Origin of the sequence: Pseudomonas extremorientalis (assembly GCF_024584605.1) — a bacterium.
GTDB classification, from domain to species: domain Bacteria; phylum Pseudomonadota; class Gammaproteobacteria; order Pseudomonadales; family Pseudomonadaceae; genus Aquipseudomonas; species Aquipseudomonas extremorientalis.
Genome location: NZ_CP089519.1, coordinates 1,837,719 through 1,864,063 on the forward strand (window position 1 = coordinate 1,837,719; position 26,345 = coordinate 1,864,063).

Here is a 26,345-nt window from a genome sequence, read left to right on the forward strand (position 1 = left end):
ACTCCCGACATTGATCAAAGTGGCACTACAGCGAGGCCGATCAGGCCCGTCTCTTGTGACGTCTGTGAGGTAATAACGAACTCGAAAATGCTCCCAGCCGGCACATCGGATGGGTTACCTGATGCGAGTGAAGCGCCACTGGCATTTGCTGAAATGGTGAAGCTGCCAACCAATGTGCGCGTAGGCCACTTGGGCCGATAGAGCTCTACCGTGACGTCTTGCGCGATGATTTCTGTTAGGAATATCTGGAGGGTTGCACCATCGGACATTCGGGCTGGGCAATGCACAAAACCACGGGCATTTTTGGCATGGGGCACTACACCACGCTGTGTGAAAACGGCTTCCTGCGCACGTGGACTCGGTGCGGCGTCGTCGAATACTAGGGCGCATGTCTTGTTGCTATAGGTGGTGTAATCACCGGTTTTTAGAAGACGAAACACTCGCTGTGTTGATGTGCCTGCGCGCGCCACGGCGAAACCTGCAAGTGAAACGGCCGTGTCCGTACCTCCACCGATCAACAGCTTTCCGCCCAGCACTCCTTCGATGTATTTGGTCGAAAGACGGCCTTCCACGGCATCCAGTGTGACATCGATATAGCCTGAACCAGCCCCCGAAATTTTCCCAATGTAAGATTCGCGTGGGCGCAGGTTTGCAAGTTGGGACACTAGGTAGCTGTCCAGCGTCTTGCCAGTCCCTGCGAATTGGAAAATTTCAATTTCACCAATAGCGGCCTGCATGGCCGCCGAGGGTGCGATGCCTGTAAGCCGCGTATTGGCCCCTGTAGCACCCGGTGCGTAGGTCGTGAAACTCTGCGCGGCTGCATTGCCAATGGCAACATAGATCGGCTTCGAAGTGTCCACCAGGTTGAAGAAGGTGGCGGGGTCAACTGACAGGTCAAGATGACTTTGGCCAATTGACACCCATGTCGATAGGCGGAGCACTTTTTTGTAGGCCGGGTTGTCCCGGAAGTAGTGTGGGTAGTGGGTCCAAGCGTCGCCGCCCACTGCTATCGCTCGCTGCTCTGCTTCCACACGACGCGATGGTTTTCCGTTGGCTTCCGGTGCAAGCAGGTTCACCAAGGCATCGACGAGTCGGACATAGCCCGGGCCGCTCGGATGAACTAAGTCCCCCATGTACTTGAGTTCAGTGGCCGCAATGAGGGTGGTGTTGGAGCTACCAAACACAGCTTCCCAGGTGTCGAACAAAATCGTTCGGGGGAAACTGGCGCGGATCTGAAGGTAAGCACTGCGCAATGCTTGGTTCCACTTTTCTACCAGCGCCTGGTCGTTGGCCACGCTCTTGCCGAAGTCGGGGTAGGCAGCCTGGGAGGGGAAGCCTGCTGCAGGGTTGTAAGGTCGTGCCGTCATCGGATTCGGCATCCGTAGCACAATTTCATCGCTCGGGAACACCGCGTTTATCCGTGTCACTGCGGTTCGGAGGCGCTGGGCGATGTAAGTGGTGATCTCGTCCTGTGCGAGGTTGCCTACAGCCGCATTTAGGATGCAGTCATTGATGCCGAAACCAACGACCCAGATCACTTTGACAGGTTGTTGCACACGCCAAGCCATGGCGGTACTGAGGCTGATGGCGCCGATCGGTTTGTGTCCGTAATAATCCCAGGCACCAACGCCAGCGTTGCTCTGAGTTTGGATGACAGGCGGTGGCAACTCTGGGCCATTTACGAAGAGGTCTAGCGGATAACCAGAACCTCCAAAATTGATCGTGCCGAGTATTTTGGAGAATCGCCCGCCGCTCTTTCGATGCAGTGTTGTGATCCTATCGAAACCATAACCTGCACCGGCCATCTGTTCGGTGGTCGAGTCACCGCAGAAAATCATGAGTTTGTTGTCGACGCTGAAATCTCCCACCCCACCTGCGGATAAGCTTTGCACGGCTGATGCTAAGTCGCTTTTGACTGCGCCATTACCTGCCGGCATGTAGCCAACGCGTTTCGAGGCATCGCTCTCTGAAAGCGCCTCCACGGCTTGATGAGAATCGCGTGCGGCAGCTTCTGCGGCCAAAACGTTCTTCGCCGTCTCACTGCGGGCTACCTGGCTATCGTATTCAGCTAGCGCTCGGGCGAAAGTTCGCACTGGGCCGCTATCGGTTCCGACCGTTTCTTCTGCAGAGCCATGAATGATTTTGTGAGCGATGTCGAGATCGGCTTCAAACGACGTGACAAGGCTTTTGAGGGAGTCGGACATAGGTCACCAGTAAGACGAGGTCAGTCGGCTATGTAAAAGGGTGTTCAGGCTGTTAATGGCTGCGACGGTGGAGGTCATGCCGTGCTCGGCAGCATCAGTGAGCAGGTCTAGGGCAGGGCTACCACTTGAGTAACGCGGCGCGTCGTAAGTGATGCTCAGCTCATTCCCAAGGCTCGCTGCTACGGCGGTGTTGATTGTCGTGCGGCTAGTGACGGACTGCAGAACCGTCTCTAGATGAGAGCGCAGGTTTTTGGTGATCTCGACGACTTCGAGAATTTTGGAAACACCACTTTGGGTCAGCGGCTGTTGGTCGATCTCAAGTAGCAAGCGGAAGGTATAAGGGGCACCTGCGGGGCTTTGGTTAAACCATTCCTGCACACGAGCAGGGACGCCGAGAGCCGCCAGTGCCTGGCGTACCGCGCCAATGGTGCCTTTAACACGCTGCACCGCTATCGCCTGCTTGATGGTGTCGCGCTTCTGACGTTCGGACCAATCGTTCTGCCAGGCATCGACCGACCATGCCCATGCGAGCCATGGCAGTAGATCAGATGGGCAGCTTTCCGCATTCCAAATTTCGCGAGTGATCACAGACAAATCGCTGACGCGGGCCCCTGCGAATACTACGGCTCGCTCAAGTTGGGTGCTGTTAATTGGCAGGAGGCTAGACATCAGTTTGTCCTGCAACGGTCAGCGTAATTTCTGTGCAGTAGCTGGCTTCACCATTACCGATGACCAGATTGGTCAAAGGCATCAAGAGTTCCACGCGTTGTACGCCTGGCTGATGCAGCGCGGCGTAGACCCCCGACAAACTGATATCACGCCGCATGGCATGTTGTGCCTTTGCGTAGGCCAATGCTGCAGTCATTGCAGCTGCGCGAACGACCTCTGAATCAGGTCCCGGCAAGATGACCAGCTCCGCTTTGATGCTGTAGTTGACGATGCTCGCAGATTGCACTGTGACCTTGTCGGTCATAGGCCGTATATCTTCTTGGTTCAGTTTGGCAGTAACCGCCGCGAGTAGTCTGTCCGAGGCCGCGCCATTTCCGCTACGTGAGAGCACATACACCGTTACTGCACCTGGTACAGGGCTAACGGCGCTTATATCTGCGACATCTGCATCGGCAGAAAGCCCATGGAACACGTAGCTTTGTTCGCTACCGGCGGTGGTGTATCCCTCCGGGGACAATTGAATACGTCGACGGAAATCATTGTCACTTTCGTAAACCGGAGCTCGGGGAGGGCTCGCGGTTAAATCTCCAACATCGAGCGTGAGCCGATAGACGTTGTAGTTGGCGCCAATTTGGTCGAGGTCAGCCTCTTGAGCGTGAGCAAGCATCACTGCGCGAGCTGCGTCGTTAATTCGCTGACGCAGCAGCAACTCTCGATAAGCGCTCTCCTGCAGCAGTTTGGTGAGCGGCTCGGACTCCAGCGCTAAACGATTGGTCATTTCGGCTTGTTGTTCTTCCGGGTAAAGACTGAGGAATGCTTCCTTACGGGCGGTAAGAATGACTTCGAAGTCGAGCAGCTCGACCACTTTGGGAGAGGGCAACTGCGACAGATCAATTTCAGTCATGAGCTCGACCCCAGCTGCAGTGGAATACTCAGGCTGAACGCCTCATTGCTATCGATCACGGTCCCCTCAATATCCAGCACTGACTGTCCCTGTAAGCTTGCACCCAAGAACTGCACGCGGCTGAGGCTGATACGCGGCTCCCAGCGCATCAATGCCATGACAGAGCCCGCACACACGCGCAAACGCGTGGCATCGTTGAAGGGGTGATCCACAAGCTCGGGCAGCAGGCTGCCGTACTCGCGGCGCGTCAATCTGGCACCGATACGCGTAGTCAGGATGTCGGTCATGGATTGGGAGATATGGCCAAGCGTGCCGATGCTGGCTCCGGTTTCTCTATTCATGTTGGCTTACCTGATTGATCGTCGCCCTGCTTGACGCCAGTGGTCAGGTGGTTGACCAAACTGATGTTGGCAGCGACCACATCTTCGGAGACGGTCACCAGACCAACCACGTTTTGGTTGCCAGTTTGGTTGTAATCGCCCTGGTGATTGATCGGACCGATGATGTTGATCCCGCCTTTGCTGACCAGGCTTGTGGTCCCGCTATCGGGCAGTGTGGCGTTCAGGTGATGCTGGACGCTGTCGTACTCGATCACCGCGCCGTCGGCGTAGGTACGACGGTGTAGGCCGGGGCGGTCGCCGTTGGCGGGGATGTGGTCGCTGAACAGGCCGGTGACAACGATCCCGTTGGCGAGTTGGCCGGATGGGCTGAATAGGATGACCTGTTCGTCGACGGTGGGCGGGTCCCACTCGCGGTCAGAGCCAGCGCGCAGGGCGAGCCATGGTAGCCAGGCGGTGGTCAGTGAACCGGTTTTTACCTGCACGCGCGGGGGCTCCATCTGCACGGCGGCGATGACGCCGAAGCGGATGAGGTTTTCGAGCATGCGGGAGAGGGCGGCGAAGTCGTTCATGGCGCCGATGGTGGCGCCACGCGCGTGGGAGTGCAGCTCAAACAGCTTGTAACAACGGGGGCTACAAATTAGCTGTTAGGTTTGGGCTGCTTTTTTGGTTTGGGTTGGCGGGCAGGAATATTCGCGTTCAAACTTAGGGCCGCTTTGCCACTTACAACCACTCGATGCACAAACTGCTCCAGAGTCGTGAGCAGTATTTGAAAAGTCTCTCGATCAGGCGACCATCCACGGTGGGCAGCAGCATTTCCTGCTTCAGTAACGGTTTGGAGGGTCATAGCTTCTGTCTCGCCGATTACGCCGTTCTCTCGCAACTCTTTAACTTTTTGTTCGAGTGTGTGACCTGGGTCTATTTTTAAGTATGTGGTTGTTAGGTCGAAAGCAGTCCTTAAGCCAACTGCCGCAAGTATGAAAGACTCCGCCTCGTAGGCTTGATAAACCTCATACAGAATTTTGAAAAGTTGCGGGTCTTTTTGCCCAATATCCCATACCCAGTCGGGCTTGTGGCCTTTTTTCTCTGGGACTGGGTAAGTCACAATTGTTCTAGGGTAGGTGATAATGCTTTCACCAGTGACAGGGTGGTAATCGCCATCCCAGTCCTGATCGTCCCAACTACTTCGATAGTAAAATACTGTCTCGCAACCTGCGCACTGAACCAACTTGTGGTCCATCTGGCCCTGCATCTGGTTTCGTCCGTGATCTTCACACCATGGCTGATCGAACTCACCATGAATAAGGCATTTTCTTTCTCCATCACATCTAGGGCAGTGTGCCCGGAACGCTTCTGTCATGCGAACAACTCCATTATGTTCGGTTAATTTCAATCTGCCACGAGCTGAACATTCGACAATTTGTACACCGCCCAAGTATTGGAGTCTATACGGTTAAATGAGTGAGCAAACTATCACGGATCAAATCAAGATCTGCATCTGTAAGGCCAAGCACCTGACGTTGTTCGTACCGCACATCGGGCGCGCCCCGCTCTGCACGATCTTTTAGGCCGTATTGGTGAACCCTAGCAATCCGGGCTATGCGCCCGGTGAAACCAACGGTAATGGCGTTACTGTCACCACGAACCTTCAGGTATGACGCAGTCCGCAGCTTTTTGAACATCGCCAGCTTCCGCCGAACGCGACCATGCTTCCCACGAAGGTTTCGTTGTTTGCGTGGCGCAAACTTGGTCCCATCAGGGTTTTCCTGTGCCATCACGCGCTTCTGCTGACTGCGGCGCAGCTCCTGGCCAATGCTCCGAGCCAGTTTGCTGCGCTCCGCCGGTTGCAGCCGATCCAGCAGCACCGCCGCCCAGGTCTCCAAGGCTTCCAGGTTATTCGCCACTAGGCACTCTCCACTCACTGGTATTGCCCTGGGCCCCAGGCTTCCAGTTCGGATCGAGGTAGCCCGCGACGTACTGCGGTTCGTTCGGATGCTTCACGGTGGTGTTGCCCTGGTCATCTTCTCCGACCACAACCCGTTCTGTCAGCGGCAGGGTAATGCTGAGGTCCACCTTGTTCTTGTCCAGGATGTCGGCTTCGAACTGTATGCCGTCTTTGACCTTGTCGAAGTTTTCCAGCAGCTCTGACTGGTTGACGCTCAGCCAACCCAGGATCGGCAAGATCACGCTGTCGGGGTGGCCGGAGAACTCGGTGAGGATGATCTGCAGGTCGAAGCTGTATTCAAACGAAAGGGTGTGGGCTGCAGTGCAGCGGACTTTGCCGTTGTCGATGAATATCAGCAGACGGTCGGGGTTGTGCTTGAACTCGGCGACGGTGGCCAGGAGGTGGGCGCGCAGGCTTTCCGGCTTATTCATGGGTTGGCCTGCTGGTGTTTGTAGACCATGTCTACCTGCGCCGCGCAGTCAGCCCAGGCGGCTTCGGCACGGTCGTCGTCGGTCAGGAGGTCACCGTTATTGAGCGGACTTGTCGCTGGCAGGTGGCACGGTACCACGGCCGGACAGCCAGTCACGATAAGCGGCGGCGCCGGTGAGGGCGGGGCGCTCGCGCAGCCGGCGAGCAGCATCAGGCAAAAGCTGAGTAGCCCAGTCGCGTAGTTCGTCGTTTTCACGTTTCAGCTCCTCTATTGTTCGCTCGCGTTTGGCCAGGCTCTGGCGCAGCTGATCCTGCTGGCCGCGCAGGGTGCTCTGTGCGTCGCGTTCCTGTTTCAGGGTATCGGCGAGGGCATTGGCGGTTTTCAGGTTGCGGTCGGCGTCGTCGCGGGCGGACTTAGCCGCATCTTGTGCCCGTTCGGTTTTGCCTTCAGCGACGTCGATGCGTGTTTCTTGGACCCAGATCAGCAGCACCAGAGCTCCGAGCAGGGCGAGGCCATATAGGGCCTGGCGCAGCATGCTCACGCGCGGTACCAGCCGAGCTTGTTCATGTCGGCGGTATCGAGCTGTTTGATCGGGCCGCGCACGATTACGGCCCGTGCGCCGTTCATGATCTGGATGGCTTCGGCCAACAACTCCATATCGCTTTGTTCGGTCGACTCCGGTACCACCAGCAGGTCACCGTCACTTACCCGCAGCTTTTGCAGCGCTTTGAAGTCGATCATGCCGCCACTCCTTTGCCACACTCGCAGGCCGCGTGCCGCTCGTAGGCGCGCTGGAGCTTGGTGTCGTAAAGGTTCCGCAGATAATCCGGCCCGTTGTAGAGCCTGGCGAACTCGGCCCATTTGCGGCCCTTCAGCGCCTTGTGCAGCACCGGGTCGGTTTCGATGAACCGGGTGAAGGCGTCGAGCTGCTGCGATTCGCCGGCAGCCATCGCCGCGACGAAGGCCTGCACGCTGGCGTAGCCGAGGCGCTTCCAATGAAAGCCCATAATCTGGAACGCTCCCCAGGAAGCCGACTCCAGTGCGGCTGTGTCGTCGATTAGACGGGCCATGGCCAGGCGCTGGTGTTCGGAGGTACCGCCGACGTATCCGCCGGGCTTCGGGTTGACCAGGGCAGGGTTGGCTGTGGCGAGCTGGTCCGCATGACGCTTGAGTTCGGCCGCGTCATCGCCGGCATGTCGTGCCGTGGCGAGCTGGCGGTACATGATGTGCCGTTCGAATAGGATCACCGGCTTACCGTTGTCCAGGAAACCTCTGCCCTTGGATTCCACCTCATTGACCGCGTAGATGCTCGCCAACGGAACGTCGAGGCGTTCGGCCGCGGCCACTAGGTCATTGTTGCGCAGCAACTGAGCGCAGTCGCCACCTGCCAGGCTGGTTTGGGTTTTTTCGCCGGCGGCGCCATCGACGACCAGGCCGACTTTCAGCTGGTAAGCGCGAACAGCCGATTCAGTGTCGTCGCCGAACACACCATCAGGGTAGAGGTTGGCACCGTGCTTGTTGAGGTTCTTTTGCAGCATCAGCACTGCTTGCGAGCGGTCGCCGTGGCGAAGGGTGTTGGTCATGCGCTGGGCCTCAACAGGGCGGCGACGTTGCCGCGTGAACGGAAAATCAGGATGCAGAGCAACACGATGGCAGCGGTCTGTCCGAGGCTGGTGGGCTGGCGTTCCAGCAGGATCTCCAGACCGCAGATGCACAACGTGGCGCCAAACAGGCTTGCCAACAGCGAGATGCTGCGCCGGTACCGCGCATCGCCTCGGGTGTAGCAGGCCAGGCGTAAGGCACTCAGCAGGTAAGCGATCGCTGCGACCAACTGCACGGCCAATTCGATGTTTGGCATATCAGGTGCCCCCTCTGATGCGACGCCAGATGTCCCAGATGTCCGCTTTTTCCACCCACACCATGAGCTTGATGCTGATCGGGATGACCACCAGGGCACAGACAAATGCACTGCCGCCGCTGGTGATAAACGGAATTGCCTGTAAAGCCATAGGCGCGAACAGATAGCCCACCCCGGCCGACAGAAACAGGGAGCCCAAGCGCTGCCAGACCTTCAGGTCACGCTTAAGACTGGTCACCAGCCACGCGCCGAGGATCGCCCCGAATAGCGCCCCGTCGTCGATAACGGGCGTTACGGTGGACAGGCCCAAACCAATGAGCAGACCAGTCACAACGCTGGAAGTCGGATCAGCCATGGTGGTGGGTTCCTTGGATGCAGGGGGTCAGTTCCATAGCTGCACCATCTGCCGCTGGGGCGCGGTGGTTTGGGCTTCGGGCATGTTGACGACAAGGCCTTGCGGCAGGATCGGGCCGTGGTCGGCCAGGCCGGGGTTGGCTTCAAGCACGGCTTCGGTGACGCCAGCAGTGCGGCCGTAGAACCGCCAGCAGAGGGCGTCGAGGGTGTCGTTTTGGATGGTGCGCACGGGCGTGGGCATCAGATCAGCTCCACCGTGGTACGGCTGATCCCGAGGAAGTCACGGATGGCCCAGCGCAGATCGCGGCGGTAGTCGTCGATGGTCGGTGTGGTTTCTTCGGCTTTGTCGCTGCCGGTGTTTGTCGCGCTGTAGTCGCGGTACCGCTCACAGACTTCGGCGCCGGTACCGGCTTCGATCGCACGGCGGTAAAGGTGAGCCTGGACCGACACATCGTTGATTTTGTCGTCGGGTACGTCGGCCAGCGTGGTGTAGCCGGCAGCCTGTTGTTTGGCTTTCCACAACCTCAGCTCGCGATTGAGGTTGATGGCTGCGGCGATTACGGCAGTTTCCAGGCGAGCTGGTGTGACGCTGTTGTCGATGCGCAGAGTGCCGCGCAGCTGCTCAAGATCGATTGAGGGCCAGAACGGGTCGGTGTTGATATGGCCGCCGGTGACTGGGCCGCTGGCTACAAATGCGCTCATGAAACGGCTCTCAAAAATAGATCGCCGGTGGTCGGGGCTTCACGTTCAGGAGGAGCGGCCTGGCCGATCCGCCCCGAGCCGGCGGGGTGCGTGGGGACGCTCGGTTAGCTGTTGTGAGCAGCGTGTTTTTTGAGGAGGCGTTCAACGCGCTCCAGATCCTTTTTTCCGCCGCAGCTGGTGTGCAGCTCAATGGCACGCGCCAGGTGTGTCTTGGCCAACTCCAGCGGCTCCAGCGCGCTACTTGCCGGGGCATCGTCGGCGACCTCAGACGACAGTGCCTTGCCGATCGCCAGGTGCAGCTTGGCCCGGGCTTGATCGGGCATATCTTCCTTGGCGGTAATCTTCGCGGTACGCAGCAGCAAACCCAGGTCGAAGGCACCACCGGCTTTCTGGGCCTTCAATGCTGCTTCGGCGATTTCTTCTGCCACGATGGTGCCGGTAGTGCGCTCAAAGCGATCCGGCATCAGCAGCGAATGGGTGATCACGTAGTCGGCGATGTCCAGAGCACCAGCAAAGTCAGTGGCATCCATCCGCCAGACCATCAGCGTGGTGAGTACCTGGTCTTGTGCACCTTTACCCTCGGCGAGGACGCCTTCCACATAGGGGACGTACTCGGGCAGCAATTGCCGTTTCAGCTCGGCTTTTCCTTCGGTCGACTGCACCTGTTTCAGGCGTAGATAGTCCTGCTGGAGCTTCGCGAGGTGCAGCTCGTAAATAGACGCGCCTTCCATGGTCATGGCAGGGCCTTCCACAGCAGCCGCTGCAACGGCTGCTGTGACACGCTGGAAGTGGCGGCGACAAGGGTTGGTCATGATTGCCTGCCTCAGCTCAGTGTGATGTTTTCGGCCATGGCAGCGCAGCCAAGGTCTTCAATCACGTAGCTTTCATTGACCGATTCGAAGTTTTCGATGCGGTCGCGTTTGGCGTTGTCGACGACGGTGCGACGGCGGGTACCTTCCTGCCAGTACAGCGACAGGTTGTCGAGGCGGGTCACCAACAGACCGTTTGCCGGGAAGTGCGGCACGCGTACCGCTGGCAAGTTGCCGATTCGCTTTTGGCTGGTGACGATGTCAGCCGCGAGCATTTCGGTTGGTGCGTGGGTCTTGTTGATGATCGGGAAGTACTTGTCGGCCAGCAGTTGCCGGCCACAGATCACCACCAGGTCGGTGTCTTCCTGGTACCAGGGCTCAATGAACTCGTTGACCATGCTCACGACCAGGGCGTCGATGTTTTCGAAGTCCTTGCCCGCACCGATCTGGATTTTGCCGCTACCGCCGACCACTTCATGCAGTACGCGAGCCGCGTTTTCCAGGCGCATTTTCTGCAACCAGCCCACGTTCACGTCCTGCAACAGTGGGTTGTTGGTTGGATTGGAGGTCGCGGCGCGACTGGTGCCGTTCCAACCGATCATGATGCGGTTAAGCGCCTGGGCTTTGATGATTGCGTCGCGAATACGCGCCTGGAAGTCCTTGAACTTGGCCCACTGGTCCAGCTTCTGGTAGCGGATGCCTGTGTCGAAGTTGGTCTGGGTGCAGGTATACCCACGGTTATCCAAGCCGCTTGGATCGCGAGGTTCACGGTCCTTGACGGTGGTGTCGGTGGTGCTGGCAATGGTGCCGTCGATACCGATGCCGATTTTTTCGCCGGACTGCTCACCGACGCCGTACACGTTGATGGAGCTGAGGAACGCGCTGGATTCCTGAATGCGGGTTTCCAGCGTTTGGGCAACGCTCGGCGCGGCGGTGAACTTGGTGGTGACGTCGCTCACGCCGTGCAATTGCGCGAGTTGTTGCAGGTAGGCGTTGTACAGGACGCGGGTATCGTTACGCATGGTGTTCTCCGATGTTCCTTGGCTGGGTGTTGTCCGTGGTGTGGATCAGCAGTCGGTGACGAGAGCGCCGTCACCGCCCGTAGCCGGCGGGCGAACGGAGTACTGCGGTTTTTGTCCGGTGGTGTCCGGGGTTTTTTCGAGTTTGGCGACCAGCGCCGTGAAGTCGGTGGACAGCTTGTCGTGGGCGGTCTGGAGCTTTTCACGGGCAGCCTTTTCCGCCGTGAACGCTTCGCCCTGGTGGGCGACGTGCTCGGCCATGGCTTCGACGGCCTCGCCGAGTTCGGTGAAAAGAGCGGCGTCCTTGCCTTCCTTGTCCTTGCTCTTGCCGAGCAGTTCGAGAACGCGGCTGAACAGGCCTGCGACCTTGCCGCTTTCGTCCTCAACTTCTTCGAATTCAAGTTCGATCTCGACCGCCTCGGAAAACAGGTTGCCAGGATCGCGTTTACGGGTTGCCAGCGGGTTCAGGGTCGGATTCTGAGCGCTGAAGGTCAGCATTTCAGTGCCCAGGCTTGCCGGTGTGTCGGTGACCGCGATGCCGTCCAGATAGGCCCGCCCGGTGTCGGCGAACTTCGGACGGATCTCGATGCTGGTGAACATCTTCTGCCGCGCCTTGTTCATGGTGATCAGGTCGGCAGTAGGTTCGATCTGGGCGAACAGGGCGAGCTTTTTAGCCCCGGCGATATCGACTTCCTCAGTTTTCAGCGCAACCACATCACCGTAAGCACGGAACGGGCTGTCTGGCAGCAGGCTGCGCATATGCTCGATCCAGACCCGTGCGCCGTAGGTGTTTTGGCTGTAGGTCTCGGCGGCATCGACCAGCCATTGGCGTTCGATTTGGCGGCCATCGGTGGTGGCGCCTTCAACGGCGACGCGGAAGAACTTGGAGCGGTGTTTCTTGGCTGGGGTGTCGGTTTTGCCGGCCATGCGTGAATCCTCAGTGCGGTGGCTGTGTGCCTTGGCGATGAGCGCATGTTGTTGAGCGCGAGCGCGACGGGCAACGAGGCGCTGTTGTAGATCGGCGCACTACAAGGGCCGGCGCGGGAACTGTACGCGCGCGGGCGGCAGCATCTGCGCCATGAATACCATCGTCGAATTGCCCACTGATCACCGCCGCCACGCCAAGCACCTGTACTGGCAGGGCTATCGCGTATGCGAGATCGCCGAGCTGATCGGGGAGAAGGAAAAGACCCTGCACAGCTGGAAGGCCCGTGACGAATGGGACCGGGCGACGCCGCTGGAACGTATCCAGGCAGCGACCGAAGCTCGCCTGGTGCAACTGATCCTCAAGGACCCGAAGTCAGGATCGGACTACAAGGAAATTGACCTGCTGCACCGCCAGCTGGAGCGCCAGGCCCGTATTCAGCGCTTCAACGATGGCGGTACCGAAACCGAGCTGAACCCGAACCTGGCCAAGCGCAACGAGGGGCCGAAGAAGGCGCCTAAGCGCAACGAGTTCGACGAAGAACACATCGAAAAGCTGACTGAGGCATTCATTGACGGCTGCTTTGGCTATCAGCTGGATTGGTACAAGGCGGGGAATCAGCGGACCAGGGCGATCCTCAAGTCACGGCAGATTGGCGCGACATACTATTTCGCCCGTGAAGCACTGATCGATGCGCTGACGACTGGTCGCAATCAGATCTTCCTGTCGGCCTCGAAAAACCAGGCGCATATCTTCAAAGCCTACATCCAGGCCTTTGCCCGCGAGGTAGTGGGTGTCGAGCTGACGGGTGACCCGATCATTCTGGGCAATGGCGCCGAGCTGCACTTCCTGGGCACCAACGCCCGCACGGCTCAGGGCTACCACGGCAATTTCTACTTCGACGAATTCTTCTGGACGTTCAAGTTCAAGGAACTGAACAAGGTCGCCAGTGGCATGGCGATGCAGAAACAGTACCGTCGGACCTACTTTTCGACGCCGTCCAGCATGGCGCACGAAGCCTATACGTTCTGGACGGGGGAGCGCTTCAACAAGGGCAAACCGGCGGCGCAGCGGGTCAAAATCGACGTCTCTCACAACGCACTGCAACAGGGGCGGCTGTGTGAGGACCGGGTATGGCGGCAGATCGTCACCATTCTGGACGCGGAAGACCGTGGCTGCGACTTGTTTGACCTGGACGAACTGCGCCAGGAATACGATGCGGAGGCCTTCCAGAACCTGCTGATGTGCCAGTTCATCGACGACGGGGCGAGCATCTTTCCGCTCGCAATGTTGCAGCCGTGCATGGTGGATAGCTGGGATCTGTGGGCCGAGGACTACAAACCGTTTGCCACGCGGCCGTTCGGGGATCGCCAGGTCTGGGTTGGCTACGACCCAGCAGAGAATGGTGACAGTGCTGGCTTGGTAGTGATCGGCCCGCCCATGGTGCCTGGCGGCAAGTTCAGGGTGCTGGAAAAACACCAGTTTCGGGGCATGGACTTTGCGGCCCAGGCCGAAGCGATTCGCCAGGTCACCAGACGCTACTGGGTGACATACATCGGGATCGATATCACCGGCATGGGCTCCGGCGTGGCGCAGTTGGTGAAGCAGTTCTTCCCGAACATGACCACCTTCAGTTACTCGCCCGAAGTCAAAACCCGCCTGGTGCTGAAGGCTTATGACGTCATCAAAAACGGCCGTCTGGAGTTCGATGCAGGCTGGACGGATATGGCGCAGTCATTGATGGCTATCCGCAAAACAATCACCGCCTCCGGGCGCATGTTCACTTACACGGCCGGTCGCACAGACGAGACGGGCCATGCCGACTTGGCGTGGGCGCTATTCCACGCGCTGCACAACGAACCCCTTGAAGGGCAGACCACGGCGAATACCGGATTTATGGAGTCCTACTGATGAGCAGACGTAAGCGCGGCACTCAACTGGCCACCGCTCAGCCGACTATTGAGGGGGAGGTGTTGCCGCCTGATTCCGGTCCGGTTGAGGCGTTCACCTTTGGAGATCCTGCACCCGTTCTGGACAGCCGGGAGATCCTCGACTACCTGGAGTGCTGGGCCAACGGGCGTTGGTTCGAAACGCCTATGTCAATGGATGGCCTGGCGAAGACGACGCGGGCCAGCGTGTACCTTCAGTCAGGGCTGAACTTCAAGCGCAACATGCTGGCGCGCACATTTGTTCCTCACCGGCTGTTGAGCCGACAGGCTTTTGAGCAGTTCGCCCTGGACTGGCTCTGGTGCGGCAACTGCTACCTCGAAAAGCGCAACAACATGCTCCGTAACACCATGGGCCTGCTGCCGCCGCTGGCGAAGTACATGCGCCGTGGCGTGGATATGGAGACCTATTACCAGGTGCGCGGCTGGAAGGATGAGCACGAATTCGCCCCTGGATCGATCTGCCACCTGCGCGAGGCCGATATCAATCAAGAGATCTACGGCTTGCCGGAATGGCTTGCAGCGCTGCAAAGTGCGCTGCTCAACGAGAGCGCCACGCTGTTTCGTCGCAAGTACTACAACAACGGCAGCCATGCCGGTTTCATCCTTTACATGACGGACGCGGCGCAGAAGGAAGAGGACATCGACTCACTGCGGACCGCGCTGAAGAACTCCAAAGGGCCTGGCAACTTTCGCAACCTGTTCGTGTACGCGCCGGCCGGGAAGAAGGATGGCATTCAGCTCATTCCGGTGAGCGAGGTTGCGGCCAAGGACGAATTCAGCTCGATCAAGAACATCAGCCGTGACGACTTGCTCGCGGCTTTGCGCATTCCACCGCAGTTGATGGGCATCGTGCCGCAGAACGCTGGTGGTTTTGGGTCGTTACGGGAGGCTGCTGAGGTTTGGGCGGTCAACGAACTGGAGCCGTTGCAGGCGCGGCTGGCCCAAGTTAATGAGTGGCTGGGGGAGGATGTTGTCAGTTTCAAGGAGTTTGAATTGGGGGCGAAACAATAAATTTCAGGCAATGTTTAGTTTCACCAGTACCGCAAGTTAATATCTCCTCCATAAGAAAGGAGCGAGTGTGTCAGTCATCTTTACGTTTAAGCCGAATCGGCTGATTGACCATCCTACCGGTGGCAATATTTTCGGCATCATTCCGGAGATTCAACGGTTGGGATTGGGCCAAGCGAATATTTACTTACGTGCGGGCGTTCACCGCATGGCTGTAGGGCAACCCCCTAGTGGCTTCGGTGTTAGGCACATTTGGGAAGGGAAGCAGCAGGAACTGAAAAAAAGGGGATGCTCATCTGCTGACGATGTTCCCGTGTTTGTGAGTCAGTTGATCGTCATCGGGACCGAGATTTATCACGATCCAGCTCATCCTAGGGCAGATATGAAGAGAATCACGCTGCTTCGTACGACTGATGGGACTCTGCTGCTCGAACCTCGGAGTGGGGATCGCAACCTTGGCTTTCACTACCAAGTAATCACTTGGACTCCTCGTCCACACCCCAAGGGAATCCAGGTAGGGCAAATTGATGTAGATTGGGCGCAACAAAAAAGGCGACCCTAAGGTCGCCTTTGTGTAAAACTTGAGGGTAGTCGCAGCGATTCTTTAGCTTCGAGATTCGTTTCCTTATCTCTTGGTTCAGAATCCAACCGAATAGCTCGGTTGTCCCTACGTCAGTGAGTACCAGTTTCACTGCTGCCGAAAGTCTGGGGGGCCAATACTGGAAAGCCAAGCCCAGAAATGCGCGTTTGCAGTCCTCGTTGATCATTTTTGATCAAGTTGACGCTGGTGTCAACCTTGTAAACCGTTAGTTGACTTGGTTGACCGGGGGGAGCCCCGAAAGCTGCGCGAAGAACCCCCCCTGGGCGACCTTCTCTACACGCGTGCACTGATCTGGGTAGCACGGTCTTTTGTCCAACGCTTTCTAGAGTATCTTCGCCGGCAGCTCGCCTTGCACGCGCAGTAAGGCGACGCGGGCCGTTGGGTGAAATTGTATCGCTAATTGGCTGATCACTAAGCGATTTTTTTCCGGGCGCTGGACATACATTAGCATCGCCACAAAACCTTGCATGACCCGGTACTGAGACAGTCGTCCGTTCATAGCTAAACCTCCCTCCACGTTTGATCTCAGACAATCGTAGTCGGTCGAGGTCTCATCTCGTTGACGATTCGCTTCAGGCCTTCGGCTTCACGCTGGCTTACGCGCAGTGACGTCGTCAGGGTGTCGATTTGCTTCCGCATCTCAGCCGCTTCACCACCTCTCTGACGGAGGTATCCAGCGAACTCGGCGTTCTTCGCCTGGGTAGCCAGCAGCATCTGGCTGATTCCGAAAACATCCTCCCGCGCTTTGCGCAGTTGCACGTTCAACTCCTAGATCTCGTTCTCCAGGAGGCGGCAGTGCTGCCGGTACATTTGCGATGCAGTTGGGAGGCCAAGCCAGCCGAGGGTGTCTTCATCGTTATTCATGGGGGCGAATCCAATACTGTATGCGCATACAGTAATAGAGGTTTGCCCAGGACGCGATTTGAGGCGACGAACTGTAGGGCGGAGGGGGGCTTTGGGTCAGAAAAAATCAGCTGGGATAGATGAAAGTTTGCCCTTCAGCAGCATCAAAAATCCCATTTCAACATAACACTAGCATGGTGTCACGGCAAGTCCGCGCGGCCGCGCGGCTCAATAAACACGGGGCTCCGGGGCTGCTCTGTTGCCACTCAGGGAGCTGCCAACAAATCGGGGAGTTGGCGTGCCACATTTCGGGGTTCAGACGTGCCACAAAAGGGGCAGTGACGTGCTTCACCACCCGGCGCGCGCCGTCGTCCCCCCACCTCGCCTGCGGGCTAAATGGGTCGTTTTTTCTGCGTCCCTGCGGACCACTCCCGGCGGCTCAGGCTGGGGCTCTGCGCGGCGTTGTGGAGAGGTTAAAAACCTGCGAAACCCTGCGAAGGTGGGTAGTTTTCGCAAAGCCCACAAATGCGCATGGGCAGCCGAATCCAGTTGGTGCCTCGGGAAAAGGGTTAGTTTTTTTTTGAGTGGGGTGTGCTCGGCTGGAGGCCCCGAATTTGCTGGGCTTGAGACCTAACTTTGATGGGTTAGGTTGGGTTAGGTTAAAAGTTAGGAGTATGTAACTATCTGTTTTTAAAGGAATAAATATAATGAATATTTAACATCAATAAAGGTTAGGTAATTACCATCGCTAACCAAAAGCTAACTTTTCCAATCCTCCGCAAAGCCACACCAGACGCGGCTTTCATAGCATTCAGCAAAAAACTAACCCTCCTAACCTGTTTCCCGTGGGTCAACATGAAAATCCTAAATGCACCTAGGCCGGGAGATCTACTGACGCCGCATGCATGATTGCGCAATCTTCATCCGTCTCAAATTCGCGCGCGCTCCCTCTCTCCCGCAAAGCGTTAGATGCAGTCAGTTGTCGAGGTTGCTGGGATTGGAGCGACAGGCACTATCGAACGGCATTGCAGCGCGACAGGGCGCATGGGTTTGGTGCCAGGTGGGAGCTATTTGGGGAGGCAGGTGGTACAGAAGTAAGCGTCCGGCTAACACGCCTTCCTGACGCCATCGCTTAGGGCGATGGTGCCGACACAGCGGGCGTGGGATATTGCAAACCTACTACCCCACCAATGGGTGCCCAGGTAACCAGGCAAAGTGTTTGAGTAAATCCAGGCGAGCTAGAATTCCGGATGAATAGACCTTAAGGACGCGCGATGATATTGCAACACAGGCCAGTGAAGGCTGATGACATCAAAACTATCTGTAGCTTTCCCCTGAACGCTCGGGAACTGTTTTATATGTTCCCGAAAGCTCAATACCCTCTGACTGAAGCTCAGCTGTCTAACGCTATTGCTCAACGATTCGACTCGACGGTTGTCGAGACCGAGAACAGCGTCGTCGGCTTTGCTAACTTTTATCGGGCTGAAACGGGTGGGGTGTGCTGTATCGGCAATGTCATCGTTGCCCAAGAGGCACGAGGAAAGGGGGTGGCGACCTTCATCGTGGAGACGATGACAGCTCTGGCGTTCGACCGCTATGACGCCACAGAGGTGCAGATCTCGTGCTTCAACGAAAATACAGCAGGCTTGCTGCTTTATCCAAAACTGGGCTTCTTACCATTTGCCGTCGAAGAGCGAATTTCCCAAGATAGTCGTAGATCAGCACTCATCCATATGGCCCGCAGCAGAGCGGCCCGACCATAACTCACATTGAAAGCCCGCTTAATGCAGCTGCTTTCAGGTATTCAGTTGGTTGCTTAGGTTCAGGTGCGTCAGTGCTGAATGGGCAGCGCTGTGCAGCCTAGGGATCTAGGGGGGGATTAGCGGACGCTTACGATGTTTTTCGCTCGTGACCGGCAGCAGTCGGCCAAAAGCGGACGCTTAGCAAGCCTTCGGTAATGAGCTGCGAAGAAGATCGGGGGACTCGCGGTTTCTCGATTACTCGTCTCGGATAAGCCCCGCTATCCAATCAGCGAATGCGCTCACAGCCGGCGACAGAAAGCGCTGATGCGGATATAGCAGGTGCACAGGAACCGAGGCAGGCTGCCAGTCAGCAAGCACTTCGACCAACCGACCCTCTTGCAGGTGTTCGCTGACGACGTTCTCAGCAAGCTGAATCAACCCGAAACCATCAAGGCACATTTTGATGTAGAGCCCAGTCTCGTTGACGGCGGCTGTACCGTTTACCGGGACTGAGATCTTTTCAGTACCGCGTGCGAAGCGCATTTCGCCCGCGTGCCTTGCGCGGCCCGAAAAGTAATGGATGGCCCGGTGGTGTGACAAATCCAGTGGTGTTTGCGGAGTACCGTTTTCTTCGAGATAGGCAACAGACGCACAGGTCACCCAACGAAACCGGCCGAGTGGGCGCGCAACAAGCGTTGAGTCATCGAGCTCACCTGTGCGGATAACGCAATCGACGCCCTCCTGAATCAGATCAACCTGCCGATCGTTGACGCCGATCATCAGGTAGATATCCGGGTAGCGCCTGTAAAAGTCGTGCAGGTTTGGCATGACGATGAAGTGTGCAATGCCGCCTGGCATATCGACCCGCAAACGCCCCTGCGGCCGTTTTACGGAGTCCGTCAGGCTGGTTTCGGTGTGTTCAATCAGCTCAAGTATTTCTCGGCACTGCCCCAGGTACTGCGCGCCCTCAGGCGTTAGGCTGACCCGACGTGTTGTTCTGTTCAACAAGCGCACCTGCAGGTACTTTTCAAGATTCTTGACGCTGCTGGTAACCGTCGAGGCCGGCAAAGAGAGCGTCTGCGCCGCCTGGATAAAGCTTCCTGCCTCAGCCACACGGACGAATACCTGCATCGTTTGAATACGATCCATGACTGTTAGCAGCCTCAAAGCGGTGATCGGGGAAAGCATTATTATTCGTCATTCTTGAATAATAAAAACAGTTTAACCATCTTTTTCCCGCAGTATCGCCTTGCGTACATTTCTTCCAACGAAATTTGAAGAGGTGTAGCGCAATGACTGAATACAACCGCAGCATCATGCAGGCCCCGGCCGCTCCGGCCCCCCGTACACTTATTCGCGGCGCAACCGTGCTGAGCATGGATGGCGATATCGGCAATCTGGCGCGCGGCGATATCCTTATCGAGGGCAGTACCATCACGGCCATTGGTGAAAACCTCGAGGCCTGCGATGCCGTTGTGATCGAGGCGCCCGGCATGATTGCCATGCCCGGCATGGTCGACACGCACCGCCACTCTTGGGAAGGGCAACTACGGCGAATCAATCCGAACGCCGCAACCCTGGAGGACTACTGCAACGCAACCCACTTCTCGTTCGCCAAATACTATCGCCCGGCGGACATGTATATCGGCAACCTCCTGAGTGCATTGGGCTGCATCGATGCCGGTATAACGACCCTGGTAGACAACTCGCATAACAGCCGCACCGGTGAGCACTCCGATGCCGCTGTCGAAGCCCTGCTCGATGCAGGCATACGCGCCGTACACGCCTCGGGGGCGCCGGTTGCTGGTGAGTGGGACAAAGCCCACTGGCCGGGCAATCTGGAGCGCCTGCAGGAAAAATACATCAAGAACGGCGACAACCCGCTGCTCTCACTGGCGGTGATGGCGCAGCTGGAGCCTGAGCTGTGGGCTGAGGCCCGGCGCCTAGGGCTGCCTATCATCACCGAGTTTTTTGGCGGGGACATGGCGGCTGAGTTGGAAGGATTGCATCGCGAGGGGCTGCTGCGCTCCGACAACATCTTTAACCACTGCACCGCGCTGCCGGACGCCGGCTGGAAAATCCTTCGCGAGGCTGGCGTGCGGGTTAACGTATGCCCCCGTTCAGATGCCCACTACGGCATTGAAGATGGAATGTTTGCCATGCAGTCGGCCCAGCGTCACGGCATCAGCCCGGGACTGAGTGTCGATAACGAAACCTCCTACAGTGGCGACATGTTCATGGAGATGCGGGTGGCGTTCTATCTGCAGCGCGTTATGGGCATGCACCAGCAGCGCTGCTGCGGCGCAGAACATCATCCGGTATTGACCCTGCCCGCTCATGACCTGCTCAAAGCCGCCACGGTCGACGGCGCCGCCTGTGCCGGCTTGCAGGACAAAGTCGGCAGCCTGGCCCCCGGTAAGCAGGCGGATCTGATTCTTATCAACGTGCAGGACATTAACCTTTACCCGTCAGGTAACGCCTTCGGCACAGTGGTACACGCGGCCGAACGCAGCAACGTCGACACGGTCATGATTGGCGGACGCATCGTCAAGCACGGCGGCAAGGTGCTGGGCGTGGACGGCGAAAGGCTGCGTGCGGCAATCGACGAGTCCCGTGAGCATCTGTTTGCTGCTGCAGGCTACCAGCCGGACATCTTTGCCGAGACATTCCTGCCGCTTGAGTCAGCCAAGTAAGGAGGCGCGAGATGAACGCAGTCTACTACCTGCTGGCCACTGCCGCAGGGCTTGGCATCACCCTGCAGACCACGCTGAATGGTCGACTCGCTAAAGGTGTGGGTGGAGATCCCGTAGCGGCGGCACTGTTCTCTTTCACTGCCGGTGCGGTATGCCTGGGCATCTTTTCATTGATGCGTGGTGGAATAGTGGCCTCACTGGCGGCTATCCCTGCCCAGCCCTTGTGGAGCCTGCTAGGCGGTCTGCTGGGTGCCGGTGCGTTGCTCAGTTATGTGGTGCTTGCGCCCAAAATCGGTTTGTCAGCACTGCTTGGCCTCGCTATCGCTGGGCAGATCATTTCGTCACTGGTTATCGATCACTTCGGATTGATGGGGGCATTGGAAAGACCGGTGTCTCCCATCAAGTTGGCAGGGGCGATGGTGATGCTCGCAGGCCTGGCTCTCGCTTTGCTCGGTGACAGGTGGTCAGCGCTTTTCTCCGCCTAGTGAGGTGCGGATGAAAATTGCAATCCCGAAGGTCCGCTTTTGGCCGATTGCCGCCTGTCGTGAGGAGCATGGCGTCAGTGCTTGGAAGTAGTGTTGGTACGAAAGTGGTACGCAGCTTTCAGGCCAGCTCTGTAGAGCAAGGAATACGTGGCCTACAGGATTAGTAATTCCAATCCATCATCGGGGCGACGGAGAAGCGGCGGGAGAGTGGGGCGATTTGTAGGGGCATTGGGGCGTCTGAGTCAGCGGGGTGAATGGCGCGCAGTTTATCAGGGATGTATGTTGGGTGTCGGGGAGCCGAGATTTGCGTCCACTACCATTTCGAACGTGGACGCTGCCGTGTATGGAATACACCGAGGATTTGCAGGCGATCACTGCGTATCCGATACGGAATCAGATATGACCAATTGGGGACTGCCCATTCACGGGTGTTTTTGACCCGGCCTTCACGACCCATGGAGGGAAATTGAGCCAGTTTGTCGACGCTGGCGAAAATGGCATCGGAGAAGTCGTCAGCAGCCGTTGGATTTTCGAGAGCGATATAGTTCGCTTCGTCTTCTAGATTTTTGAGCGCTTTTTCAAGCCACTCAACCCGCATTCCGACTCCAGCGCCTAGCGCGCATGGCCGCCACTTGATCGTCGGTGGCGAATTTGCCTTGGTCAGCTTCTTTCACGGCCAACTCGATCTGAGCGGTCAGCGTTTTTTCATGCTCGATGTAGTCGCGAAGAACGTCCATCGCCAGGTAGGTCGCAGTCTGGCCGTTGCTTTTGGCCAAGTCGGCAAGAGAGTTGGACAGGTCTTCCGGCAGGGTTAGGGAGATTCCAGTCATGGCGACCTCGAAGGTTGATGGTTGTGGGCATCTTACACTGTGGATCGTTGGCTTGAATCAGCAGGTCGTCGCGAGGTGTATCCAGAAGCTACTAACCTTAATTCAGAGCATCATGGTTTTATCGATTTGGTCTAAGGGCGTTCGCGGAAACCTTCCTACTCTTCTTTCGGCTTGCCCCTCAGACCACACATTGCCTAACAAATCACGCAATCCTTATATCGATCAAATCAGCGCTCCCTCCGAACACCCAACCGGCAACCTGAACCCCTCCTGTCACCCAGCAAAGTTTCATCATTCCCGGCGCTTTTGAGCGCTACGATCCTCTTCAAGAGAGGACCTCCGCGCCTCCATTCCACAGGGAACTGAAACCATGATTTCGAACCTCGTTAAAGTCGTTATGGTTGCGGGTACGTTGCTGTTGGGCGCGTGTTCGACAGGGTCGGCCGGCGTGAGCAGTGACCCGTGTTTTTCAGGCGGATGCCAGGCGTTTGGGGACCATAGCCCCAGCAAAGCCGCCAAGATGAATTTCGGCGGCAGTGGGTTGGGGAGTAGTTATGGGGAGTATGGGGCGGGGTTGTTGCATGATGATTGATGGGGTGGTGGGCAGTCGTGAGTGTGTTGACTGACCCACTGCCATCGGGGGCAAGCCCCCTCCCACAGTTGGATCTTCATTGGATCGGGAAGTGTGGCGTCAGTGGCCGCCCTTCATGCGGCGGGCGATGAGGTAGATGCCCAGGCCGATCAACGCTGTAGCGGCGCCGATGTAGCCGGTGCTGGTCCAGCCATACCCGGCTGTAATCGCCATCCCGCCCAACCACGGTCCCAGCGCATTCGCCAGGTTGAACGCCGCGTGGTTCGACGCCGCCGCCAGGCTCGGGGCTTCGTGGGCGATGTCCATCAAGCGGATTTGCAGGGGAGCGGCCATGGCGATCATGGTGCCGACCAGGCCAATGCCCAGCAGCACGCTCCATAGCGAACTGGCGGCGAAGGTGAAGAAGATCAGCACGGCCATCGACCACACCATGATCCAACCCACGGCGCGAAATTGCAGGCGGTCGAACAGCTTGCCGCCGGCGATGTTGCCGATGATGCCGCCGACGCCAAACGCGGCGAGGCCGAAGGGAATCCACTGCGGCGAGACTTTGGTCACTTCCAGCATGGTCGGCGCCAGGTAGCTGAACACGCAGAACATCCCTGCAAACCCGATCGCGCCAATCGACAACGCCATCCACACCTGCGGTTTGGTGAAGGCGCGCAGTTCCTTGCGCGGGTCGCTGCGTTGTTCGTCGTGACGATGGGGCACGAATTGCCAGACCAGTAAGAGGGTGCACAGGGCAATCACGCTGACCAGTGCAAACGCCGAGCGCCAGCCCAGGTGTTGGCCGAGGAAGGTGGCGATGGGGTTGCCGAGCAGCATGGCCAGGGTCAGGCCCATCATCACGCGGGCCACGGCGCCGGCGCGTTTGTCGTTGGGCACCATGCTCGAGGCGACCACGGCGGCGATGCCGAAGTAGGCGCCGTGGGGCAGGCCGCTGATAAAGCGGAAGGCCACCAGCGAGCCGAAGGTCGGGGTGAAGGCGGTGGCCAGGTTGCCCAGCGCATACAGGCCCATCAGTAACAGCAGCATATGTTTGCGCAGCAACTTGGCGCCGAGGATGGCCAGCAGTGGGGCGCCGACCATTACGCCCAGGGCGTAGGCGCTGATGGCGTGGCCGACTTGCGGTTCACTCAAATTCAGATTGTGGGCGATGTCGGGCATCAAGCCCATGATGGCGAATTCGCCGGTGCCGATCGCGAAGGCGCCCACGGCCATGGCCGCTTCCATTTTGGCGGCGCTGCGCGCGGGCAGCACATGCCCGGGTGTTTGCTGGATAGTCATGGGTAACTCTGGTTGGATGTAGCGCACGAAGGAGAGCCGCTGATGCTACGCAAGCGGCGGCAAAGGTGTCTAGAACAGCCGTTTGCGTCAGAGTTCCAGGCCTGTGACCCCTGGTCGCGCCTGCCACGCTTGACATCGACGGGTTAAAAGCCGCGATTTAGAGCTGTCAATTGGCCAAACGGCGCATAAACGCCGTTTGCCGTGATATTCTGCGCGCCGTCCTGGTCTAGTCTCTCCTGGGTACGTACATCCGTATACGTCCCGGCGGTTGGCTGTCGCCCAGGTAGCTGAAGCCAATAATGATAAAAAGTCAGCGCAGAAGGGACATAAACAGTGAGGTCGATACGTCGGCCTTGTGTGCCCACCCTGCGGCCCTCTCGTGAATGTGCAAACCCCGCGGTGCGTTGCCTGGCGCATCGTGATGGAGGGTTGCCCATGATCAGGGGCGGTAGGGCGGATGGCGTTTTATCATAGGTGCTACTGATGTTTAAAAAAGTAAACACTGCCCTGCTGGGGCTGGCTTTGTCGCTGGGGATCAGCTCCGCTCAGGCGGAAGAGGCAAAGAAAGTCGATGTGCTGCTGATTGGCGGCGGCATCATGAGTGCGACCCTGGGTGTCTGGCTCAACGAGCTGGAGCCGGACTGGTCGATGGAGATGGTCGAGCGCCTCGATGGCGTGGCCGAAGAAAGCTCCAACGGCTGGAACAATGCCGGTACTGGTCACTCGGCCCTGGCTGAGCTGAACTACACCCCGGAAGACAAGAACGGCAACGTTGAGATCCCGAAAGCGGTCGAGATCAACGAAGCGTTCCAGATTTCCCGTCAGTTCTGGTCCTGGCAGGTCCGCCAAGGCGTGCTGAAGGACCCGCGTTCGTTCATCAACACCACACCGCACATGAGCTTTGTGTGGGGCGATGACAACATCAAGTTCCTGAAAAAACGCTACGAAGCCCTGAAGGCCAGCCCGCTGTTCGCTGGCATGCAGTACTCCGAAGACCCGGCGCAGATCGCCAAGTGGGTTCCGCTGATGATGGAAGGGCGTGACCCGAACCAGAAAATCGCGGCCACCTGGAGCCCGCTGGGGACCGACATGAACTTCGGCGAGATCACCCGCCAGTTCGTCGCTCACCTGCAGACCACGCCTAAGTTCGACCTGAAGCTGTCGAGCGAAGTGCAGGACATCACCAAGAACGCCGACGGTTCGTGGCGTGTGAGCTACAAAAACCTGAAAGACGGCACCAAGACCGAAACCGACGCCAAGTTCGTGTTCATCGGCGCCGGCGGCGGTGCGCTGCACCTGCTGCAGAAGTCGGGCATTCCTGAAGCCAAGGAATACGCTGGCTTCCCGGTAGGTGGTTCGTTCCTGGTGACCGATAACCCAACCGTTGCCGAGCAACACCTGGCCAAGGCCTACGGCAAGGCTTCGGTTGGCGCGCCACCGATGTCGGTTCCGCACCTGGACACCCGCGTGCTGGATGGCAAGCGCGTGATCCTGTTTGGCCCATTCGCGACCTTCTCGACCAAGTTCCTGAAAGAAGGCTCGTACCTGGACCTGCTGACCAGCACCACCACCCACAACATCTGGCCAATGACCAAAGTCGGTATTCGTGAATACCCACTGGTCGAGTACCTCGCCGGCCAACTGATGCTGTCGGACGACGACCGCTTCAAGGCGCTGCAAGAGTACTTCCCGAACGCCAAGCAATCCGACTGGCGCCTGTGGCAAGCCGGTCAGCGCGTGCAGATCATCAAGCGTGACGAGGAGCAAGGCGGCGTCCTGAAACTCGGCACTGAAGTGGTCAGCTCCGCCGACAACACCATCGCGGGCCTGTTGGGTGCATCGCCAGGCGCGTCCACTGCGGCCCCGATCATGCTGACCGTGCTGCAGAAAGTGTTCAAGGACAAGGTCGCGACCCCTGAGTGGCAGGCCAAGCTGCACCAGATCGTACCGAGCTACGGCACCAAGCTGAACGACAGTCCGGAAGCGGTTGCCAAGGAATGGGCCTACACCGCCGAAGTCCTGCAACTGCCTACGCCGCCTGTGATTCCGCAAATGGCTGCACCCAAGGCCACCGAGGCTGCCAAGCCCGCGGCTGAGCCGAGCAAGCCGGCGTCTGATCTGGCGCTGTAAGCCAGGCTGATGCACAAAGCCCGCTGAA

Annotated in this window: 32 protein-coding genes and 1 pseudogene; 8 read left to right on the plus strand and 25 right to left on the minus strand. The window is 58.1% G+C overall.

Going from position 1 to position 26,345, the window contains the following annotated elements:
• Positions 1-14 precede the first annotated feature (14 nt).
• The 19 genes and pseudogenes from LUU92_RS08215 to LUU92_RS08305 all read right to left on the minus strand — a co-directional run bounded on the left by LUU92_RS08215 (position 15) and on the right by LUU92_RS08305 (position 12,159).
• Positions 15-2,204, minus strand: coding sequence for an SGNH/GDSL hydrolase family protein (locus LUU92_RS08215; protein WP_257103410.1), 2,190 nt, complete (start codon positions 2,202-2,204; stop codon positions 15-17).
• 3 nt (positions 2,205-2,207) lie between these two features.
• Positions 2,208-2,873 carry a phage tail protein I gene (locus LUU92_RS08220; RefSeq protein ID WP_257103411.1) on the minus strand — a complete coding sequence of 222 codons (666 nt, stop codon included), beginning with the start codon at positions 2,871-2,873 and terminating at the stop codon, positions 2,208-2,210.
• Positions 2,866-3,777, minus strand: coding sequence for a baseplate assembly protein (locus tag LUU92_RS08225; protein WP_257103412.1), 912 nt, complete (start codon positions 3,775-3,777; stop codon positions 2,866-2,868). The genes LUU92_RS08220 and LUU92_RS08225 overlap by 8 nt, the downstream gene beginning before the upstream one ends.
• Positions 3,774-4,118, minus strand: a complete 345-nt coding sequence (locus LUU92_RS08230) for a GPW/gp25 family protein (RefSeq protein ID WP_257103413.1) — start codon at positions 4,116-4,118, stop codon at positions 3,774-3,776. The genes LUU92_RS08225 and LUU92_RS08230 overlap by 4 nt, the downstream gene beginning before the upstream one ends.
• Positions 4,115-4,687 carry a phage baseplate assembly protein V gene (locus LUU92_RS08235; RefSeq protein WP_257103414.1) on the minus strand — a complete coding sequence of 191 codons (573 nt, stop codon included), beginning with the start codon at positions 4,685-4,687 and terminating at the stop codon, positions 4,115-4,117. The genes LUU92_RS08230 and LUU92_RS08235 overlap by 4 nt, the downstream gene beginning before the upstream one ends.
• 68 nt (positions 4,688-4,755) lie before the next feature.
• Positions 4,756-5,475 (minus strand): DUF4145 domain-containing protein, encoded by a 720-nt coding sequence (locus LUU92_RS08240; RefSeq protein WP_257103415.1) that lies wholly within the window; start codon positions 5,473-5,475, stop codon positions 4,756-4,758.
• A gap of 85 nt (positions 5,476-5,560) precedes the next feature.
• The gene (locus LUU92_RS08245; RefSeq protein WP_257103416.1) at positions 5,561-6,019 is read right to left on the minus strand and encodes a phage virion morphogenesis protein; all 459 of its coding nucleotides are present in this window, start codon (positions 6,017-6,019) and stop codon (positions 5,561-5,563) included.
• The gene (locus tag LUU92_RS08250; RefSeq protein WP_257103417.1) at positions 6,009-6,491 is read right to left on the minus strand and encodes a phage tail protein; all 483 of its coding nucleotides are present in this window, start codon (positions 6,489-6,491) and stop codon (positions 6,009-6,011) included. Before LUU92_RS08250 ends, LUU92_RS08245 begins: the two co-directional genes overlap by 11 nt.
• Positions 6,488-6,673, minus strand: a pseudogene (gene lysC / locus LUU92_RS08255) (Rz1-like lysis system protein LysC); the annotation flags it as partial. The gene LUU92_RS08250 and the pseudogene lysC, both read right to left, overlap by 4 nt.
• Entirely contained in the window at positions 6,588-7,031 is a 444-nt protein-coding gene (gene lysB, locus LUU92_RS08260) for an Rz-like lysis system protein LysB (RefSeq protein WP_257103418.1), read from the minus strand. The gene lysB and the pseudogene lysC, both read right to left, overlap by 86 nt.
• A complete protein-coding gene (locus LUU92_RS08265; protein ID WP_154845348.1) occupies positions 7,028-7,231 on the minus strand; it encodes a hypothetical protein in 204 nt (67 codons plus the stop codon). The genes lysB and LUU92_RS08265 overlap by 4 nt, the downstream gene beginning before the upstream one ends.
• Positions 7,228-8,073 (minus strand): N-acetylmuramidase domain-containing protein, encoded by an 846-nt coding sequence (locus LUU92_RS08270; RefSeq protein ID WP_257103419.1) that lies wholly within the window; start codon positions 8,071-8,073, stop codon positions 7,228-7,230. Before LUU92_RS08270 ends, LUU92_RS08265 begins: the two co-directional genes overlap by 4 nt.
• Positions 8,070-8,348, minus strand: a complete 279-nt coding sequence (locus LUU92_RS08275; protein WP_257103420.1) for a phage holin family protein — start codon at positions 8,346-8,348, stop codon at positions 8,070-8,072. Before LUU92_RS08275 ends, LUU92_RS08270 begins: the two co-directional genes overlap by 4 nt.
• A 1-nt stretch (position 8,349) precedes the next feature.
• Positions 8,350-8,703, minus strand: a complete 354-nt coding sequence (locus tag LUU92_RS08280) for a putative holin (protein ID WP_257103421.1) — start codon at positions 8,701-8,703, stop codon at positions 8,350-8,352.
• Between the two features lie 27 nt (positions 8,704-8,730).
• Positions 8,731-8,943 (minus strand): tail protein X, encoded by a 213-nt coding sequence (locus tag LUU92_RS08285; protein WP_257103422.1) that lies wholly within the window; start codon positions 8,941-8,943, stop codon positions 8,731-8,733.
• Positions 8,943-9,404 (minus strand): head completion/stabilization protein, encoded by a 462-nt coding sequence (locus tag LUU92_RS08290; RefSeq protein WP_257103423.1) that lies wholly within the window; start codon positions 9,402-9,404, stop codon positions 8,943-8,945. The genes LUU92_RS08285 and LUU92_RS08290 overlap by 1 nt, the downstream gene beginning before the upstream one ends.
• Before the next feature lie 104 nt (positions 9,405-9,508).
• The gene (locus LUU92_RS08295) at positions 9,509-10,216 is read right to left on the minus strand and encodes a phage terminase small subunit (RefSeq protein WP_257103424.1); all 708 of its coding nucleotides are present in this window, start codon (positions 10,214-10,216) and stop codon (positions 9,509-9,511) included.
• 11 nt (positions 10,217-10,227) lie between these two features.
• Entirely contained in the window at positions 10,228-11,235 is a 1,008-nt protein-coding gene (locus LUU92_RS08300; protein WP_257103425.1) for a phage major capsid protein, P2 family, read from the minus strand.
• Between the two features lie 45 nt (positions 11,236-11,280).
• Positions 11,281-12,159, minus strand: coding sequence for a GPO family capsid scaffolding protein (locus tag LUU92_RS08305; RefSeq protein WP_257103426.1), 879 nt, complete (start codon positions 12,157-12,159; stop codon positions 11,281-11,283).
• Positions 12,160-12,310: 151 nt separating this feature from the next.
• Between LUU92_RS08305 and LUU92_RS08310 the strand changes: the two genes are divergently transcribed.
• From LUU92_RS08310 to LUU92_RS08320, 3 genes are all read left to right on the plus strand, one after another.
• Complete coding sequence (locus tag LUU92_RS08310; RefSeq protein WP_257103427.1) at positions 12,311-14,068, plus strand: terminase ATPase subunit family protein; 1,758 nt, start codon at positions 12,311-12,313, stop codon at positions 14,066-14,068.
• Positions 14,068-15,117: a phage portal protein gene (locus LUU92_RS08315; protein ID WP_257103428.1), complete on the plus strand. Its 1,050-nt coding sequence runs from the start codon at positions 14,068-14,070 to the stop codon at positions 15,115-15,117. The genes LUU92_RS08310 and LUU92_RS08315 overlap by 1 nt, the downstream gene beginning before the upstream one ends.
• Positions 15,118-15,184: 67 nt before the next feature.
• A complete protein-coding gene (locus tag LUU92_RS08320; protein WP_257103429.1) occupies positions 15,185-15,676 on the plus strand; it encodes a hypothetical protein in 492 nt (163 codons plus the stop codon).
• Between the two features lie 361 nt (positions 15,677-16,037).
• Here LUU92_RS08320 and LUU92_RS08325 read toward each other — a convergent pair whose 3' ends face one another.
• A complete protein-coding gene (locus tag LUU92_RS08325; protein WP_257103430.1) occupies positions 16,038-16,214 on the minus strand; it encodes a hypothetical protein in 177 nt (58 codons plus the stop codon).
• Between the two features lie 26 nt (positions 16,215-16,240).
• On the minus strand, positions 16,241-16,474 hold the full coding sequence (locus LUU92_RS08330) for a hypothetical protein (RefSeq protein WP_257103431.1): 234 nt from the start codon (positions 16,472-16,474) through the stop codon (positions 16,241-16,243).
• A 1,358-nt stretch (positions 16,475-17,832) separates the two neighbouring features.
• Here LUU92_RS08330 and LUU92_RS08335 point away from each other — a divergent pair.
• Positions 17,833-18,321, plus strand: coding sequence for a GNAT family N-acetyltransferase (locus LUU92_RS08335; protein WP_257103432.1), 489 nt, complete (start codon positions 17,833-17,835; stop codon positions 18,319-18,321).
• 234 nt (positions 18,322-18,555) lie between these two features.
• On the opposite strand, the gene LUU92_RS08340 is transcribed toward LUU92_RS08335, so the two are convergent.
• On the minus strand, positions 18,556-19,449 hold the full coding sequence (locus LUU92_RS08340) for a LysR family transcriptional regulator (RefSeq protein WP_257103433.1): 894 nt from the start codon (positions 19,447-19,449) through the stop codon (positions 18,556-18,558).
• Positions 19,450-19,592: 143 nt separating this feature from the next.
• Here LUU92_RS08340 and LUU92_RS08345 point away from each other — a divergent pair, with 143 nt between their 5' ends.
• Complete coding sequence (locus LUU92_RS08345) at positions 19,593-20,993, plus strand: amidohydrolase family protein (RefSeq protein WP_257103434.1); 1,401 nt, start codon at positions 19,593-19,595, stop codon at positions 20,991-20,993.
• A gap of 11 nt (positions 20,994-21,004) precedes the next feature.
• A complete protein-coding gene (locus LUU92_RS08350; protein ID WP_257103435.1) occupies positions 21,005-21,478 on the plus strand; it encodes a DMT family transporter in 474 nt (157 codons plus the stop codon).
• A gap of 313 nt (positions 21,479-21,791) precedes the next feature.
• Here LUU92_RS08350 and LUU92_RS08355 read toward each other — a convergent pair whose 3' ends face one another.
• Complete coding sequence (locus tag LUU92_RS08355; RefSeq protein ID WP_071489032.1) at positions 21,792-22,076, minus strand: type II toxin-antitoxin system RelE/ParE family toxin; 285 nt, start codon at positions 22,074-22,076, stop codon at positions 21,792-21,794.
• Positions 22,066-22,308 carry a CopG family ribbon-helix-helix protein gene (locus LUU92_RS08360; protein WP_071489033.1) on the minus strand — a complete coding sequence of 81 codons (243 nt, stop codon included), beginning with the start codon at positions 22,306-22,308 and terminating at the stop codon, positions 22,066-22,068. The genes LUU92_RS08355 and LUU92_RS08360 overlap by 11 nt, the downstream gene beginning before the upstream one ends.
• A 370-nt stretch (positions 22,309-22,678) precedes the next feature.
• Here LUU92_RS08360 and LUU92_RS08365 point away from each other — a divergent pair, with 370 nt between their 5' ends.
• On the plus strand, positions 22,679-22,900 hold the full coding sequence (locus LUU92_RS08365; protein WP_257103436.1) for a hypothetical protein: 222 nt from the start codon (positions 22,679-22,681) through the stop codon (positions 22,898-22,900).
• 99 nt (positions 22,901-22,999) lie between these two features.
• Here the strand turns inward: LUU92_RS08365 and LUU92_RS08370 are convergent, their stop codons facing one another.
• Entirely contained in the window at positions 23,000-24,187 is a 1,188-nt protein-coding gene (locus LUU92_RS08370) for an MFS transporter (RefSeq protein ID WP_071489035.1), read from the minus strand.
• A 483-nt stretch (positions 24,188-24,670) separates the two neighbouring features.
• On the opposite strand from LUU92_RS08370, the gene mqo reads away from it, so the two are divergent.
• On the plus strand, positions 24,671-26,317 hold the full coding sequence (gene mqo / locus LUU92_RS08375; RefSeq protein WP_071489036.1) for a malate dehydrogenase (quinone): 1,647 nt from the start codon (positions 24,671-24,673) through the stop codon (positions 26,315-26,317).
• The last annotated feature ends 28 nt before the right edge of the window (positions 26,318-26,345 follow it).